Here is a 16100-nt window from a genome sequence, read left to right as displayed (position 1 = left end):
GTTTGGCTACTGCTGAGGATTACTTGCGTTCGGCAGCGGTCTTGTCGCGGGTGGCGCGGAACTCGGAATCCTTGCTCCAGTCCGGCCACTCGTCGGAGTTGGCCAGTTGGCTGCCGAGCACGTAAAGCACCTGCAGATCGCGCGCCATGCCCGTGAACGGCCAGTCGGCCTGCCACTCGTCGCCCTGCTGGTGATAGCGCTTGGCGGTGTAGTCATCCTCAGCGGCCTTGCCCGCCGCCAGTCCGCCGTCGACCCAGTCGTTACCCGAACCGAACGAGATCGCCGGCACCCCGCGCTTGGCAAACGAGAAGTGATCGGAGCGGAAAAAGTGTCCCGCTTCCGGCTTCGGATCGGGGCTATAGACCATGCCGAACGTCTTGGCGTCGGCGATCAGGTCGTCCAGCAGGCCCAGTTTGGCGCTGCCCGAGATGGTGAAATTGCGCGACGGTCCGTGCGGGTCGAGCGCGTCCATATTGATCACGCCCACCGTCGTGGCCAGCGGGTACAGCGGCTTGGCAGCATAGTATTCCGAGCCGAGCAGGCCTTTCTCTTCGGCGGTGACGTTGAGGAACACCACCGAGCGTTCCGATCGCGGCGCCTTGGCAAAGGCGCGGCCCAGCTCGATCAACGCCGCCGTGCCTGTGGCATTGTCGACGGCACCGTTGTAGATGCGGTCTCCCTTGGCATCGGGCTGGCCGACGCCCAGATGATCCCAGTGCGCGCTGTAGATCACGGTCTGGTCGGGCTTTTTGCTGCCGTCGATGCGGCCGACGATGTTGTGCGAAGTGATAACTTTGGAATCGACCTTGAAACTGGCCGAGAAGCTTTCGCCCTTCAGTGTCACCGGCTTGAACGCACGCGTCTGCGCTTGTTTTTTCAGCGCCTCGAAATCGAGCCCGGCGCGCTTGAACATGTCGACGGCGAGGTCGTGCTGAATCCACGCTTCCAGCTGCGGGTGCACGGCGGCCGGTTTGTCGCGCACGATGTCAAACATAGTGATGATGTTGGAGTTCTTCACTGTGTTCCAGCCGTAGGAGGCCGGTGCGGTTTCGTGGATCACCAGCATGCCGAGCGCGCCCTGGCGCGCGGCCTCCTCGTACTTGTAGGTCCAGCGGCCGTAATAGGTCATGGCCTTGCCGCCGAAATCGCCGACGCCGGTTTCGAAGTCGGGATCGTTGATCAGCACCACGGCGATCTTGCCGTGCAGGTCGACACCTTTGAAATCGTCCCAGTGACGCTCGGGCGCGCTGACACCGTAGCCCACGAACACCAGCGGTGCATTGGCGATCGCCACGGACGTCGAGCCGTCCATCGGTGCGCGCACGGCGATTTCGTTGCCTTGTGCAAGCGACTGCGATTTGCCGTCGATCGACAGGCTCAACGTCGGCGTACCGACGATTTCGGTGCGCAGCAGCGGCACGGCCTGGGTCCACGCGCGCTTGCCGTTGACGAGGTCGCCACCGGGCTGCAGGCCGGCGGCCTTCATCTGCGCGACGACATAGTCGATGGTCTTGGTTTCGGCCGGTGTGGCCGGGCCGCGGCCTTCGAACGCATCGGAGGAAAGCGTCTTGACCTCGTCGGACAGACGGTGTGGATCGAAGGTGGGCGCATTGACGGCGGCGGCCATCACGGCCGTCGAGATGGCCAGCGCGAGCGTGGAAAGAATCAATCGTTTCAAGAGTGGCTACCTGTCGTGGGAATCCACTCCCGATAGTAGGGACCCGATGCCGACAGGTCTAGCCGTCCGAATGTCAGCGCAATCGTCGCCAGCTCAGATGCCGGCGTACCACTCGTAGCCCTGATCTTCCCAGTAGCCGCCGTTGCCGCTGCCGATCTTGGCGAAGCTATCGACCAGCTCGATGCTGCCGATGTACTTGGCCTGCTTGTAGCCCAGCTGGCGACCCACGCGCAGGCGCAGCGGCGCGCCGTTCGACACCGGCAGCGGCTTGTCGTTGAGGTTGAAGGCGAGCAGCGTCTGCGGATGGCGCGCCTCCTCGATATCGACGCTTTCGTAGTAGGGCGTGTCCACGTCCATATTGTCCAGGCAGTGGAACACCACGAAGCGCGCCTTGGGATCGACGCCGACGTGATCGAGCAGGGCGGACAGCTGCGTGCCCTGCCATTTGCCGATGGCGCTCCAGCCCTCGACGCAGTCGTGGCGGGTGATCTGCGTACGATTGTCGAGTTTTTTCAGATCGTCGATGGAGAACTCGCCTGGGGTCGTCACGAGGCCAGTCACTTTGAGTTTGTAATCGCGGAAGTTGTTCGCCATCAGCGCCTGGTATTCGTCCGTGTCCGGCATGGTGGTGCCGTTCGGATGGAAGGTCGGCGAGATATCGGCCTCGGTGTATTCCTTGGCCATGGCGCTGGAGGGCGACAGCAGCGCCTGCACGCGTCGGTTCAGCCCTTGAGCCTTGCCGAGCACCTTCGGGCCCCAGCTGCTTTGCGAAATCTTGTCGCAGCCGGCGACCAGCAGGCCCGCGGTGCCCATGATGGCCATACGCAGAAACGTCCGACGGTCAGTCATGGGTCGTCTCCTTAATCACCGCCACCGGTTCGTTTTTGACCACGCTCACCGGCTCTACGTCCACCTTGTAATAGCCTGTGATCATGCCGCGCAGCTGGTTGAACACGCCGCTGATCAACACCTCGAACACGTGGATCAGCACGAAGGCGACGAAGGCCCAGGCGATGATGAAGTGGATCGTACGCGCGGCCTGCCGGCCACCGACGAGCTCCACCATCGGCGACAGCACCGCATCCATTCGCGGCGACATCGCCAGGCCCATCAGCACGATGCCGATACCGAAGACGAAGATCACGATCAGATACGCCAGCCGCTGCAGGATGTTGTAGCGCAGCGCTTCCTCACCGTGCGGATGTTTGAAGCGCACGTGGTCGGCGATCGACTGGCCGATGCCGCGCCAGTCTGCCTTGGTCGGCCACAGGTCGCGCTGCACGTGCTTCTTCGTCAGCGAATAGCCGATGTAGCAAAGCCCGTTGAGCACGAAGATCCAAGCAAAGAAGAAATGCCATTGCCGGCCCATCGACAGCCAGCCCGGACCGGGCACGGTGAGCCAGGAGGGAAAGCCGCGCGCCGTCGGCGTGCCGTCCGGCCCTTTGGAAACACCGAGCACGCCGGTGGTGTTGAACTCGTGCTTACCGATGCGGGTAATGCCTATGAGGTTGCCGCTCGCGTCTTCGCGCGCATCCAGCGCCAGCAGCGGTTTGTCCGGGTTGTTGTAGTTGCCCCACGACAGGCTTGGATGCGCATTGAAGATCTGCAGGCCGCTGAAGAACATCAGCGACAGGCTGATCACGTTGATCCAGTGCATCAGCCGGATCGGCAGCGAGTGGCGGTAGACCAGCCGTTTTGATGTGGCCGGAGCGGGCGGCGTCATCGCCGCGGCGCTCTGGGATATCACGTTTTCAGTCACGGTTTCCGTGGTCATGGAAGGGTTCCCCAGCAGCAGATCGACGGCTTGATATCGAGTTTACGCAGTAAGTCTCTGATCCATTCGCTGCAGATACCTACCGGGTTACCTGCTACACACTCGGCGACATGTTCCGTCAGCCGTGGTGCGCGTGATCGTGATCGTCGGCCGGCCCGTGCGAGCAGGCGACCCAGGACGACTCCCCGACCAGATAGTGCTCTTTTTTCCAGATCGGCAGGCGCATCTTGACCTGATCGATGATGTAGCGGCAGGCGCGGAACGCCTCGTCTCGATGCGGCGAGACGACGCCGATCCACACCGCCGTATCGCCCACCGCCAGGCTGCCGACGCGATGCACGCAGCGGGCGTCGGCGATGCCGAAGCGCTGCACGGCCTCGTCGATGATGCGCTCGCCTTCGCTGATCGCCAGCTCGTTATAGGCTTCATAATCCAGGCCGCTGACCTCGCGCCCCTCGTTGGTTTCGCGCACCCAGCCTTCGAATACGCAAAAGCCGCCGCAGCCCGGGCGCTGTAGTTCACGCCGCAGCGTATTGGTGTCGACCGGCTGCGCGGCAATGCTGACGCGGCTCATCCGCCGGCCACCGGCGGAATGAAAACGATCACGTCGCCTTCGGCCAACGGCTGCTGCCAGTCGCGAAACTGCGCGTTCACGGCGACCTTGAGCTGGGCGGTATCCAGCCGGAAACCGTGCCTCTCGCGCAGCTCGGCGTAGAGCGCGGCGAGGGATTCGGCAGCGCTGGAAATGGTTTCGCGACCTTGCCCGGCCTGCTCGCGCAGCTGGGCAAAATATTCCACGGTAACGGAGGTCATCGGAGGGAGGCTCGCAGTGTGGCCAGTTCTTCGGGCGTATTGATGTTGTCCAGCGCGTGCGCGGTATATGGCTGCAGCAGTTGGGTGTTTCCCTGGATCAGCGCCTTGCGCGGGCAGCTGCGGCCGGCCTGGACGCGTTCCAGAAGTTTTTCGTGACTGGCTGGCTCCCACAGCGTGCACAGTGGCTCGGGCAGGCCGTCATGGCTGCTGACGAAGGCCGTCGCGTCGCGGTTCGGGTCGCGCGACTGCAGCAGATGTTGCAGCGTTGCGGCATCCAGCCGCGGTAAGTCGCAGGCCACGACCAACCACGCCACGTCGGGGTAGAGCGCTTGGGCGGACAGGATGCCGGCGGCGGGGCCGGCATCCTCGAACGCATCGACGATCTGCGGCAGGTCGCGACGCACGGGTTCGTCGCGCTGGTCACCTCGTACAGAAATAAACACGCGATCGAGGACCGACGAAAGCAGGCGATAGGTCCACCGCAGCTGCGGTTCGCCGTGGTAGTCGATGAGCGCCTTGTCGTGCTGCATGCGCCGGCTGGCGCCGCCGCTGAGCACCAGGCCATAGACGCCGCGGGCCGATGCTTGCACCGATGTGTTCATGCTGACGTCGCTCCGGTATCGACATCGCGCTTGCCGCCGGATTTGTGCAGCAGGCGCACCTCGCGGATGACGATGTCGTGCGACATCGCCTTGCACATGTCGTACACCGTCAGCGCGGCGATGCTGACACCGGTGAGGGCCTCCATCTCCACGCCGGTCGTGCCGTGGCAGGCGACTTCGCAGACGATGACGATTTCGTCGCCTTCGACCGTGAGATCGACGCGGCAGCGCTGAAGCATCAGCGGATGGCAGAGCGGAATCAGCTGCGGCGTGGCCTTGGCACCCATCACGCCGGCCAGGTTGGCGGTCGTCAGTACCGGGCCCTTGGGCGTCATATGGCCGGCCTCGCGCAGCTGCGATGCTACGTCGACTGGCAGCAGCACACGCGCCTGCGCCCGCGCCACGCGTTGCGTGGCAACCTTGGCGCCGACGCCGACCATGCGCGGCTGATTGTCCGAACCCACGTGCGAGAGCATTCAGCCTCCGATGTAATACATTTCGATTTTTTTGTGATGCTGCGCTTGCGGCGTGGCGCGCTCTTCGCTGTAACGATCCGTACGCTGCAGCCAGGCGCTGCGCATCATGTCGAGCAGCTGTTGGTCCGAGGCGCCGCCGCGCAGCGGCGTCTTCAGATCGATGCCGCGCTCGGCGAACAGGCAGGTATACAGCGAGCCGTCCGATGAAATGCGCGCGCGCGTGCAGGCGCCGCAGAACGGTGCCGTCACCGACGAGATAAAGCCGATCTCGCCTTGGCCGTCGCGGTAGCGATAGCGCTTGGCCACCTCGCCCTTATAGTGGCCGGACAGGGCTTCGAGCGGCCAGCGCTGCTCGATCTGCTGCAGCAGCTCGGCCGACGGCACCACTTCGGCCATCGACCAGTGGTTGAGGTTGCCTACGTCCATGAATTCGATAAAGCGCACCACTATGTCGCTGCCGCGGAAATACTCGAGCATGTCGATCAGCGTGTGATCGTTGACGCCGCGCTGCACCACTGTGTTGACCTTGAGATCGCCCAGCCCTGCGGCGCTCGCGGCGCGGATGCCTTGAAGCACACGCTCCAATTCGCCGCGGCCGCCGTTCATGCGCGAGAACACTGCGGGATCGAGCGAGTCCAGACTCACGGTGACGCGGTTCAGGCCGGCCGCCATCAGCGCAGGCGCCTGCTGGGCCAGCAGCACGCCGTTGGTGGTCAGCGCGATATCTTCGATCGATTCGATCGCGCGCAGCTCGCTGACCAGTTCGGCCAGATTCGGCCGCAGCAGCGGTTCGCCCCCGGTAATACGCACCTTGCGCACGCCCAGCAGGGCGGCAAGCCTGGTCAGTCGCACGATTTCATCGAAATCGAGCCGTTCGGCCGTCGGCAGAAAGGCGAAATCCTTGCCGTACTTGGCTTCCGGCATGCAGTACGGGCAGCGGAAGTTGCAGCGATCCATGACCGAAATGCGCAGGTCGTGCAGCGGGCGAGCGAACATGTCCAGCGGCGGAGCCAGCCTGGCAAGGAGCGCGTCGGGGAGGGCGTCCAGAGAGTTCATCTCACCAAGGATAGTAGGTAGCGATGAAACCGGCGGGAAAGTGCGACCTTTCAGGCGGCAGTTCGACAAAGCCGTGAGTCTGCGTCAGCGCGGAGAAATCGCCCGAGGTCTGCGGCGGCAGCGGCATGGCGATGGGCAGGCCGGCGATATCGGTCTGCATTCGCACGGGGACGAAATAGGTGAGCGTGGCGGCAAAGTCGATCGGCGCTGCCAGGGTCACGCAGGTCGGCGGCGGCGCCGTGCAACCCATGGCGCCGAGCAGCGCCGGCATCACGTATCGCGTGGCGCAGACCAGCACTGAGACCGGATTTCCGGGCAGCGCGAACACCGCCTGACCCTTCGGCCCCATGCCGAACCACATCGGCTTGCCCGGGCGCTGGGCGATCTTGTGGAACACTCGTTGCACGCCGAGCTCGCTGAGCACGCCCGGCACAAAGTCGCGCTGGCCCATCGACACGCCGCCGGAGAGGATCAATACATCGCGCGTATCGAGTTGCTCGGCAATAGCCGCTTTCAGCACGTCGCGTTCGTCGGTAACGTGCTTGAGCTTCACCTCGCTCAGACCGCGGCTGGCAAGCAGCGCGGCAAGTGCCCGATCGTTGGATCGGCGGATCTGCCAGGCGGCTACCGGGGCTTCCACATCCACCAGCTCGTCGCCGGTAGCGAGAATCGTCACGCGCGGCTGGGTGGACACCTCGACCGAGCCGTAGCCGTTGGCGGCGATCACGGCGATTTCCGGCGCGCGCAGCGTGGCACCGGGCTCGATAAGCGTTTCGCCGGCTTGGCAATCGTTGCCACGGCGGTGAATAAACTGTCCGCGCTGCGGCTCGTAGTCGGCCGCGACAGCCAGCTGCGATCCTTCACGCCGGGTTTGTTCGACGGCGATCACCGTGTCGCAGCCGTCCGGCATCACGGCGCCGGTCATCACCTCGACGCAGGCGCCTTCCGGATGCATTGTCATCGGTGCCATGCCGGCTGCCTGCATGCCCGCAATATCGAAGCGGCGCTTGCTGTTCGAGAAATCCTCGAAACGGATCGCCATACCGTCCATCGTGACGCGGTCGAACGGCGGCTGGTCGCGTTCGGCGACGATGGATTGACGCAAAATGCAGCCTGCGGCGTCATCGATGGAGCGGGTTTGCGCGGCGAACCGCCCCATGTGCTCGCGAATCAGCTGTTCCGCCTCGCTGGCAGAAATCATCGTGGTCAAAGGCTGATTGGGCATAGGTTGGTCAGTGTAGGCGGGCTTGCAACGAGCGCATAGAAGCATTCGACGCGTGAAGCCGCTGGGTTACTTCTCTTAAGCTCGACGCGTTATCCCGACAGCCGCTCGGGGGTGCCTCCATCCCGGTGTCATCGCTCCGTCTGAACCGACAGCTATTCCTCGCTCCTCAAAGCCGGCGCCATCCATGGCGCCTCCCCACCTACCCTCGTTCTTCCTTGGCCTGCGCGCCAACCCCTCCCGGCGCGCGGTAGGTAGAGATCATGAACAGGCTCTTAGTCAGACGGATTGGGGACTGACGGCTTGTCGATGGAAGATGGCGGCGGCAGAACCACCTCAGGATTGGCCTGTTGCGCCTCCAGTTCTCGGATTTTCGCTTTCAACGCGTCCAGCTGGCTGCTGGTATGGCGCAAATCATTGGAAAGCGCCACTGCCTGCTGTTGCGCCTGCTGTTGCTGCGCAACCACCTCCCGAGCCTGCTGCTGCTGGCGATCCGCATCCTGCTGCAGGTTTTTCAGCCGCTTTTCATTCATCGCCACCATCTGCTCGGCATACGCGTTGCCCGCCTTCAGCCTCAGTGCGTCGATATCGACTTCGGCCAGCTTTTCGGACTGTCGGGCGAAGGCGTCATAGATCGATTCCGCGCTTCGCTCCGAGTCGGTCTGGATGACGCGCCAGTACTCGTCGCCATGGAAAAGCGCCACGTAGTAGCTGAGCTTGTCCGGTTGAAAAAACAGCGTAGCGCCGTAGTGGCCGTTGAAGGTCGTGCGCAATTGGGTCAGCTGGCGGCTGTCGATCAGCTGGTGCAGATAGGCCACCGTTCCGCTGGAGGCCTGCTGGGGCGCACGCTTGCTCTGTGCGGCAGGTGCGCTGGGATGGTGAACGGGGGCGACACATGCCGAGACGCCGGTGAAAGTCAGTGCGATCAACCACCTGGAGAATCGTCGTCCGTGCCCGCTGTGGATCATCGATGCAACCCCTAACCTAACTTGAGCAGTGTTACCGGCGATGGCATAGCCCGCGGTGGGCGGATGGCCCAGTTTATTCCGCCCAAAACCAAAACTAAGGAGTCTAATAGTGCGGCGCAATGGGTCAAGTGGCGCTTGCCAGGCCCCTAGGCGCCTTGCGCGACTGGAGAGCGCGAGATTTTGCGCAATGACACTCGATTCAACGGGGAACGAAATGTTGCCGAATTTGCGCACTCTTTATCGAGGCGCAAGGCTTCAATCGAAACAGAGCCAGGCAATGAGCAAGATTTCAAGCGATTAAAGACTCGGCCGTCGCCAAGGAAGCGAAATTGGTCGAGCGAGCGGTCCGGGCTCAAATCGAAGTCGGTTCAAGTCGCCAATAGATTGGTCGCCAAATGGAGCAGGGCATCATGATTGCAAAAAACGCAGGCGCGTTACTTCCCCAAGACCTGATATCGCTCAATGGCGTACTCAAGGTCTGCGACATGGAAACGGTAGTGCTCGGCGCCCACCTCAAACGAGCGGCCATCGACTCCGAAGTCGTGGGCGACTCGGTTTTATGTCACATCGAAACGGATTTTTCTTTCCGCGGACGTTTCGCGATTCCCGCCGATTGGTGCCTGCTCGGTTGCCTGCACGACGCGAATAACGCAACCGGGTGCAACGGTACGCCGATATCGTCGGGCACGGCGTTTACGGTATTTCCCGGCAGCGTCAGCGAGTTTGTTTTCGGTGCCGACAGTCGCGCCAGCATCATGCTTGTGCCGTTACAGCGTCTAAGGCATAAATTTGCCAAGCTTGTGCATCCAGACTTGGATATCCCCGTCCGTCTTCTGGCGATGTTTGACCTTACCGGTTCGCAGCTCGGTACCACGCTGTCGGCCAATTTCGAAAAGGTGCATCAGCATCTATTCCAGGAGCCTCGTGCCGACGCGCCGGCTTCTCTCATCGAAAAAGAGCTCGATATCTTGCTGGAAAATCATCTGCTGGCCGGCCTCAGCGCGCAGGCCGATGATCGACCGCAATGTTCGCGAGGGCGGCGTGCTCATTATCAAATCGTGCAGCGGGCCGAATATTACATGCGCGAAAACATGCGTCGGGTGATTTATCTCGACGAACTCTGCAAAGCAGCCGGCGTCAGCGAGCGCGCATTGCGTTATGCATTTGACGATCTGCTGGGGCTTTCACCCAACCGCTATCTCTCCATGTTGCGGTTGTGCACGGCATTCAGGGCTTTGACGGTCGCGGATGCCAGTCGGCGCTCGGTGAAGTCGGTCGCATTGAGTTGCGGGCTATGGGATCTCTCCCGTTTTGCCGATCACTATCGACACACATTCGGCGAATTGCCTCGCGATACCTTGATGCGCGCACCGCCCGCCGAAACAACCGCTCCATCAACGGCGCGTGAAATTGCCTATAGCTGAATCTCAAATGGTGCTTTTTCAAAAAAAATAGCGATGCCGAATCAGCTCGTTTTTTTTGTGGTGCGCAACCGAATAAGCACGCTTTTCTCTGAGCGCGACTCTCGCGTGACTCGATTTAGATTCAACAAACAGCGCATTTTTCCATTTGTCTTGCCGAATCGGTATATATGCAAGCGCCACTTCGCGCTTCGATAGAAACCAAATCGACGCATCGGATCTCGCAGAAGCAGCAGTGCGCAAATGCTGTTCCAGTTGCGTCGAGGCATGGCGACATCTAGCATGAATCACGTATTAGGGGGCAGCTATGAATCGTATCTATCGTCTGGTGTGGTGCCGTTCGCGCAGAGTTTTGGTCGTAGCGTCGGAGCTGGCATCCTCCCACCACGGCGACTGCTCAAGTAGCGCGAGCAAGGTCGATCGACGTACCTTCGGTGCCACGCGCAAGCTGCTGTTTATTTCCCTTGTGGGTGCGAGCGGGCTGTTGTTTGCATCGGGCGCCAGTGCTCAATCCAGTGGCGATGCCAAGTTGGATGACCTGCAGTCGCTCATCGCCAGATACGATACAAGCCATGCCAGCGCTGCGCCGGTGCAGACGGTCGCCAAGAGCGCGGTGGGCGATGCCGGTACGGCGTCGAGCGAAACCTCGGCATCTTCTTCTCTTGCGTCAACGATGAAACGGCGCGCTTCAAATATCTCCATTGGCATGATGCCAGCGCACAAGTCTTCCGCTTCCACGACAGAGGTGGCTTCTTCGGCGACAACGTCGCCTTCAGTGTCCGCCAAGGCGACGGCAGCGTACACCACGCCAGCTGCTTCCTCGCAGCGCGCGCTCCACCCACGAGACGCGATCACTTCGGCCAACGCAGGCGAAGCGGATGGGGCTGCACTCACCACGGCCGATACGGCTGACCGAAAGCTCAATCAGGCGACCGGTGGTCCACTTGCGCAGCAGTCGAGCAGTGCGAAAGTGGGTTCGGGTTCCGCATCGGCAGCTAGTGTGCAGCCAGTGGCGATCAGCGGGCCCGCACAGCCGCCCGCAGCTACGGTAAGCGCACTGGACAAAGTGGGCTTGCTCCAGGCGAGCCTGCCGTCGACGCCGGAAGCAGGCATCGTGGATAAAGCAAGTCTGGTTGAGACGGCTCCGGCAGTTTCATCGACACCGGCAGTATCGGTTGCATCGACGCCAGTACCCAAGGCCCCGCTCGTTGTTTCGGTCGCCGCCGATGCGGTGGATAAAACTAGTCCCATAGCAACGATATCGACCCCATCTCTCCCTTCATCAGAGTTGGCTGTCAATGCGGCTGCCACGCTTCCACCGAAAACTCCCATCGCAGTAACTGCTACGGCGGACGCGGCAGATAAATCGAGTGCCGTTGAAACCTCGGCTGCCCTTTCTGCCGGGTCAGCAGTGCAGGCGGCGCCTGCACCTACCTCCGTCACCAGGGCGTCCCTCTCCGGCAGCCTTGCTGCGAATGCCTCAGCGACCGGCAGCCTGTCCGGCTCGGTGGCTTTCGTCGGCGACGCGGCCGATCGTCGCCTCAAGCATTCCGTGGATACGTCGGCAACGGCATCCGTGGAAACAAGCTCAAGCGATGTTGTCGACGATACCGACGCACAGAACGTCGCTACGACGGCAGCCGCGAGCGTATCTCCTCTGACATTCGCGCCGCTGAATTCGGTTTCGACGGCAGCGACGGGGGCACTGCTGCCGTCGCTGAACACGCCGGTTTCGCTGTCGGGATCGGTCGCCGCGTCCGTGCCTGTGTTCCCCACGCCCAGCAGTTCGCCGACGGGTCTGATTGTCGGCAATGGAGGCGTCGTCGGTACCGCGACGCAGCTGCTGGGCTCAACGACCAACAGTCTTTTTGCTGGCGGCAATGGCTACGTCACCAACGGCTCGCTGCAGGTCAGCAATGCCAACTTCAGCCAGGGCTATTCCGTTGTCAATGTGCTGGGCATTCCGACGCTCACGCTGAATCCGGTGGGCACGCTGCTGACCTCAACGACCGGCACCTTGGTCGGTGGCACGGGCGTGAACTCGCACCTGACCTTGCTTGGCGGGGTAACCTCCAATAGCTATATCTACAACATCAACAACGGTAACCAGAATGGAGTGCTAGGCCTGCTGTTGCCCAGCCAGGCGCCAGCCTTCGCCTCGACCTGCCTCAATGCTCTTGTGGTCAGCGTCGCCTGCTATGGCATCAATGCGGCGCAGGATTACCAGGTGCTCGTTGGCGACGGCGCCACGGCCAACGGTTCGAAGGAAGTGGTGATCGGCACCAATGCCAGCCACACGCTTCCCCCGGTGAATGCCAATGTCGCCTTTCCGGGTAGCGGGCCCAATGATCCCAACAACCCCACCGGCGTGCCCACAGCTGATTACGAGGCGAGGTTGGGTCACTCCGTGGTGATCGGCGATAGTGCGTCGGGTACGGCAAACGCCCAGGTCATCCTGGGTGCGGAGGCGACCGCCAGCGCCGCCAACAGCGTGGCGCTCGGTTATCAGTCCGTGGCTAGTCGAGGTGCATCGGCCAATTACACGGCCTATGGCCTGACCGCGTTGCAACAGTCGGCGGGAGAGGTGTCCATTGGTTCGCCGGGCCAGGAACGTCAGATAACCAATGTCGCGGCAGGAAGTGCTGCTACGGATGCGGTAAACGTGGCGCAATTGCAGGGTGTCGCTGCCGATGCGACTAATTCCGTGCAATACGACGATGCCAGCAAGGCAAGCATTACGCTCGCCGGCACCCCCAGCATCGACGGTGGCGTGACCGGTGGCACCAAGATCACCAACCTGCAGCAGGGGGCACTGAACGCCACCAGCACCGATGCCGTGAACGGTGCACAGCTCTACGCGACCAACAACACCGTCAGCAATATCTACAACACCACCAGCAAATATTTCCAGGCCAACAGCACCGGTATCGGCAGCAGCGCGCTCGGCGTGGATTCCATCGCCGCCGGCCCAGGCGCCATAGCGACAGGCAACACGTCCGTTGCTTTGGGCAGTGGCGCGGCGACGGGCAACGACAACGCTATCGCGATAGGTACGGGGGCCAACGCCAACTTTGCTAATAGCATTGCCTTGGGTAGCGGATCGGTCACGACGGTCGGTGCGCAGACCGGCTATATCGCTTACGGGCTTGTTGCGCCGCAGACGTCCGCCGGCGAGCTCAATATCGGTAATCGCAAGATCACGGGAGTTGCCCCCGGGCAGTTGGGCACAGATGCCGTCAACGTCGAGCAATTGCAGGGCGTGGCAACCACGGCGGCCAATTCAGTGCAGTACGACGATGCCAGCAAGGCGAGCATCACGCTCGCCGGCACTCCCAGCATCGACGGTGGCGTGACCGGTGGCACCAAGATCACCAACCTGCAGCAGGGGGCACTGAACGCCACCAGCACCGACGCGGTCAACGGTGCACAGCTCTACGCGACCAACAACACCGTCAGCAATATCTACAACACCACCAGCAAATACTTCCAGGCCAATAGCACCGGTATCGGCAGCAGCGCGCTTGGCGTGGATTCCATCGCTGCCGGCCCAGGCGCCATAGCGACAGGCAACACGTCCGTTGCTTTGGGCAGCGGCGCGGCGGCGGGCAACGACAACGCTATCGCGATAGGTACGGGGGCCAACGCCAACTTTGCCAACAGTATCGCCTTGGGCAGCGGATCGGTCACGACGGTCGGTGCGCAGACCGGCTATATCGCTTACGGGCTTGTTGCGCCGCAGACGTCCGCCGGCGAGCTCAATATCGGTAATCGCAAGATCACGGGAGTTGCCCCCGGGCAGTTGGGCACAGATGCCGTCAACGTCGAGCAATTGCAGGGCGTGGCAACCACGGCGGCCAATTCGGTGCAGTACGACGGTGCCAGCAAGGCGAGCATCACGCTCGCCGGCACCCCCAGCATCGACGGTGGCGTGACCGGTGGCACCAAGATCACCAACCTGCAGCAGGGGGCACTGAACGCCACCAGCACCGATGCCGTGAACGGTGCACAGCTCTACGCGACCAACAACACCGTCAGCAATATCTACAACACCACCAGCAAATACTTCCAGGCCAACAGCACGGGTATCGGCAGCAGCGCGCTCGGCGTGGATTCCATCGCCGCCGGCCCAGGCGCCATAGCGACAGGCAACACGTCCGTTGCTTTGGGCAGCGGCGCGGCGACGGGCAACGACAACGCTATCGCGATAGGCACGGGTGCCAACGCCAGCTTTGCCAACAGCATTGCCTTGGGCAGCGGATCGGTCACAACGGTCGGTGCACAGACCGGCTATATCGCTTACGGATTGGTCGCGCCGCAAATCTCCAGCGGCGAACTCAACATAGGCAACCGTCAGATCACCGGCGTCGCTCCCGGCAGCGCCCCGACGGACGCTGTCAACGTCGAGCAGTTGCAAGGCGTCTCGGCGGATGCCGCCAATTCAGTGCAGTACGACAGTGCCGCTAGAACCGGCGTGACGCTGGCCGGCGTGGTAAGTACGGATGGAGGGCTTACCAATGGCACTACGCTTACCAACCTGCATCAAGGTGTTTTGAGTGCGACAAGTACGGATGCAGTCAATGGCTCCCAGCTGTGGCACTGGACCCAGGACACAACGAATCAATACAGCAATTACAGTCTCTACAACGATCTCACAAATACCGCTGGCACCAAGTACTACAGCGTGCATTCCTTATTGGCTGGATCGATAGCCACCGGCTTGAATGCAGCGGCGGCAGGCCCGAATGCCCTGGCCTCCGGCACGGATAGTTTCGCGATGGGCAACGGTGCCACGGCGCAGGGCGATTATTCGCTGGCGGTAAGCGACAACACTCTTGCAACCGGCACCAACAGCATTGCCGTGGGAAGCGGGGCGACAGCCAGCTTTGCCAACAGCGTTGCGCTGGGTGCCGGGTCGGCGACCCTTGTCGGCGCCCAAATCAATTACGTTGCTTATGGCTTGGCCGCCCGGCAGACATCGGCGGGCGAAGTCAATATCGGCAATCGCCAGATTACCGGCGTTGCGGCAGGCTCTTCTCCCGATGATGCGGTGAATCTCGCGCAGCTGGAGGCGGTCACATCGCAGGCAGGGGGCGGCACAGCCAACAGCAAACTGGCCGTGGTGTACAACGCCGACTCATCCGGCAACCCAACCAACAGCGTGACGCTGACGGGGGACGGGACGGGCAAGCCGGTAACAGTGACCAACCTTGCCGCTGGTGCCGAGACGGCGGCAAGTACCGACGCCGTCAATGGAGGACAGCTGTATCACTGGACGCAGGACAGCACCAATGTCTACAGCAATTTGAGTCTGTACAACGACATTAGCGCTATCAATCAAAGTGGCGGGTCCAGCAGCAAATACGTGCAGGTCAATTCGACGGCCGGCGGCGCTACGGCTGGTGGCACCAATAGCGTGGCGATCGGTCCGACGGCCAGTTCCGCTGGCGCAAACAGTGTTGCGGTGGGCAGTGGTGCATCCGCCGCTGCCGACAACTCGGTGGCGCTTGGCGCAGGCTCGGTGGCCAGTCGCGACAATACGGTTTCGGTGGGCAGTCCCGGCAGCGAGCGGCAAATCACCAATGTGGCGGCGGGTACGGCCGATACCGATGCGGCGAACGTCGGTCAGGTCAATTCAGGCGTTCAACAGGCCGAGAACTGGGCTGCCAATTATACCGACCAGCGGTTCGGAGCACTCAGCAGCCAGATTCAGCAGATAGGCAATCGCGCCAATGCGGGTGTTGCGGCCGCCATGGCCATGGCGGGGCTGCCCCAGGCTTACGAGCCAGGCAAGAGTATGGCTGCCGTAGCCGCTGCCACGTTCCGCAGCGAATCCAGCATTGCGGTGGGCGTTTCAACGATCTCCGAAGGCGGGCGCTGGGTCTACAAACTGACCGGCTCGGTCGACACTCGCGGCGACGGAGGCTTGTCGGTCGGTGCCGGCATGCAATGGTAGCGCGGGGGATAGAAAGCTGACCGACACGTCGGAGAAGGGCACGCCACCACGCCGAATGGCTATCTGGCCCAACGCCACGACCATTTCCGCGCGCCATTTGGCGCCGATCGGGAATAGTGAGATATTGCGCACGGAAC

At 62.2% G+C, this 16100-nt stretch carries 13 protein-coding genes; 2 read left to right on the top strand and 11 right to left on the bottom strand.

All coding sequences use genetic code 11. The features are described 5' to 3' along the window. Positions 1-19: 19 nt before the first annotated feature. From HDE76_RS10250 to HDE76_RS10205, 10 genes are all read right to left on the bottom strand, one after another. A complete protein-coding gene (locus HDE76_RS10250) occupies positions 20-1678 on the bottom strand; it encodes a M28 family metallopeptidase (protein WP_184507129.1) in 1659 nt (552 codons plus the stop codon). Between the two features lie 93 nt (positions 1679-1771). Beyond that, the gene (locus tag HDE76_RS10245; protein ID WP_184507126.1) at positions 1772-2527 is read right to left on the bottom strand and encodes a molybdopterin-binding protein; all 756 of its coding nucleotides are present in this window, start codon (positions 2525-2527) and stop codon (positions 1772-1774) included. After that, entirely contained in the window at positions 2520-3452 is a 933-nt protein-coding gene (locus tag HDE76_RS10240) for a cytochrome b/b6 domain-containing protein (RefSeq protein ID WP_255481532.1), read from the bottom strand. Before HDE76_RS10240 ends, HDE76_RS10245 begins: the two co-directional genes overlap by 8 nt. A 118-nt stretch (positions 3453-3570) precedes the next feature. Next, complete coding sequence (locus tag HDE76_RS10235) at positions 3571-4026, bottom strand: molybdenum cofactor biosynthesis protein MoaE (protein ID WP_184507123.1); 456 nt, start codon at positions 4024-4026, stop codon at positions 3571-3573. Continuing rightward, entirely contained in the window at positions 4023-4265 is a 243-nt protein-coding gene (locus HDE76_RS10230; protein WP_179477602.1) for a MoaD/ThiS family protein, read from the bottom strand. The genes HDE76_RS10235 and HDE76_RS10230 overlap by 4 nt, the downstream gene beginning before the upstream one ends. After that, positions 4262-4867 carry an NTP transferase domain-containing protein gene (locus tag HDE76_RS10225; RefSeq protein WP_184507120.1) on the bottom strand — a complete coding sequence of 202 codons (606 nt, stop codon included), beginning with the start codon at positions 4865-4867 and terminating at the stop codon, positions 4262-4264. Before HDE76_RS10225 ends, HDE76_RS10230 begins: the two co-directional genes overlap by 4 nt. Beyond that, positions 4864-5343, bottom strand: coding sequence for a cyclic pyranopterin monophosphate synthase MoaC (moaC, locus tag HDE76_RS10220; RefSeq protein ID WP_184507119.1), 480 nt, complete (start codon positions 5341-5343; stop codon positions 4864-4866). The genes HDE76_RS10225 and moaC overlap by 4 nt, the downstream gene beginning before the upstream one ends. Beyond that, on the bottom strand, positions 5344-6399 hold the full coding sequence (gene moaA, locus HDE76_RS10215; RefSeq protein ID WP_184507116.1) for a GTP 3',8-cyclase MoaA: 1056 nt from the start codon (positions 6397-6399) through the stop codon (positions 5344-5346). 1 nt (position 6400) lies between these two features. Beyond that, on the bottom strand, positions 6401-7624 hold the full coding sequence (locus HDE76_RS10210; protein ID WP_184507113.1) for a molybdopterin molybdotransferase MoeA: 1224 nt from the start codon (positions 7622-7624) through the stop codon (positions 6401-6403). 272 nt (positions 7625-7896) lie between these two features. Continuing rightward, positions 7897-8550 (bottom strand): DUF2968 domain-containing protein, encoded by a 654-nt coding sequence (locus tag HDE76_RS10205; protein ID WP_255481531.1) that lies wholly within the window; start codon positions 8548-8550, stop codon positions 7897-7899. 449 nt (positions 8551-8999) lie between these two features. Here HDE76_RS10205 and HDE76_RS10200 point away from each other — a divergent pair, with 449 nt between their 5' ends. Beyond that, positions 9000-10013 carry a helix-turn-helix domain-containing protein gene (locus tag HDE76_RS10200; RefSeq protein WP_179477901.1) on the top strand — a complete coding sequence of 338 codons (1014 nt, stop codon included), beginning with the start codon at positions 9000-9002 and terminating at the stop codon, positions 10011-10013. A gap of 504 nt (positions 10014-10517) precedes the next feature. Here the strand turns inward: HDE76_RS10200 and HDE76_RS20765 are convergent. Then, complete coding sequence (locus tag HDE76_RS20765; RefSeq protein WP_255481575.1) at positions 10518-10817, bottom strand: hypothetical protein; 300 nt, start codon at positions 10815-10817, stop codon at positions 10518-10520. 769 nt (positions 10818-11586) lie between these two features. Here HDE76_RS20765 and HDE76_RS10195 point away from each other — a divergent pair. Continuing rightward, complete coding sequence (locus HDE76_RS10195; protein WP_343205687.1) at positions 11587-15963, top strand: YadA-like family protein; 4377 nt, start codon at positions 11587-11589, stop codon at positions 15961-15963. The last annotated feature ends 137 nt before the right edge of the window (positions 15964-16100 follow it).

It is taken from the genome of Rhodanobacter sp. ANJX3 (assembly GCF_014200755.1).
GTDB lineage: Bacteria > Pseudomonadota > Gammaproteobacteria > Xanthomonadales > Rhodanobacteraceae > Rhodanobacter.
The sequence above is the reverse complement of the archived record's forward strand: the minus strand, read 5'-3'. Positions and strand labels throughout refer to the sequence as shown.

What these genes read in the sequence shown, in the direction of transcription:
- HDE76_RS10230 (WP_179477602.1), bottom strand. Translation starts at nt 4,265, where the DNA reads ATGACCTCCGTTACCGTGGAATATTTTGCCCAGCTGCGCGAGCAGGCC.
- HDE76_RS10235 (WP_184507123.1), bottom strand. Translation starts at nt 4,026, where the DNA reads ATGAGCCGCGTCAGCATTGCCGCGCAGCCGGTCGACACCAATACGCTG.
- HDE76_RS10225 (WP_184507120.1), bottom strand. Translation starts at nt 4,867, where the DNA reads ATGAACACATCGGTGCAAGCATCGGCCCGCGGCGTCTATGGCCTGGTG.
- HDE76_RS10240 (WP_255481532.1), bottom strand. Translation starts at nt 3,452, where the DNA reads ATGACCACGGAAACCGTGACTGAAAACGTGATATCCCAGAGCGCCGCG.
- HDE76_RS10200 (WP_179477901.1), top strand. Translation starts at nt 9,000, where the DNA reads ATGATTGCAAAAAACGCAGGCGCGTTACTTCCCCAAGACCTGATATCG.
- HDE76_RS10210 (WP_184507113.1), bottom strand. Translation starts at nt 7,624, where the DNA reads ATGCCCAATCAGCCTTTGACCACGATGATTTCTGCCAGCGAGGCGGAA.
- moaC (WP_184507119.1), bottom strand. Translation starts at nt 5,343, where the DNA reads ATGCTCTCGCACGTGGGTTCGGACAATCAGCCGCGCATGGTCGGCGTC.
- moaA (WP_184507116.1), bottom strand. Translation starts at nt 6,399, where the DNA reads ATGAACTCTCTGGACGCCCTCCCCGACGCGCTCCTTGCCAGGCTGGCT.
- HDE76_RS10245 (WP_184507126.1), bottom strand. Translation starts at nt 2,527, where the DNA reads ATGACTGACCGTCGGACGTTTCTGCGTATGGCCATCATGGGCACCGCG.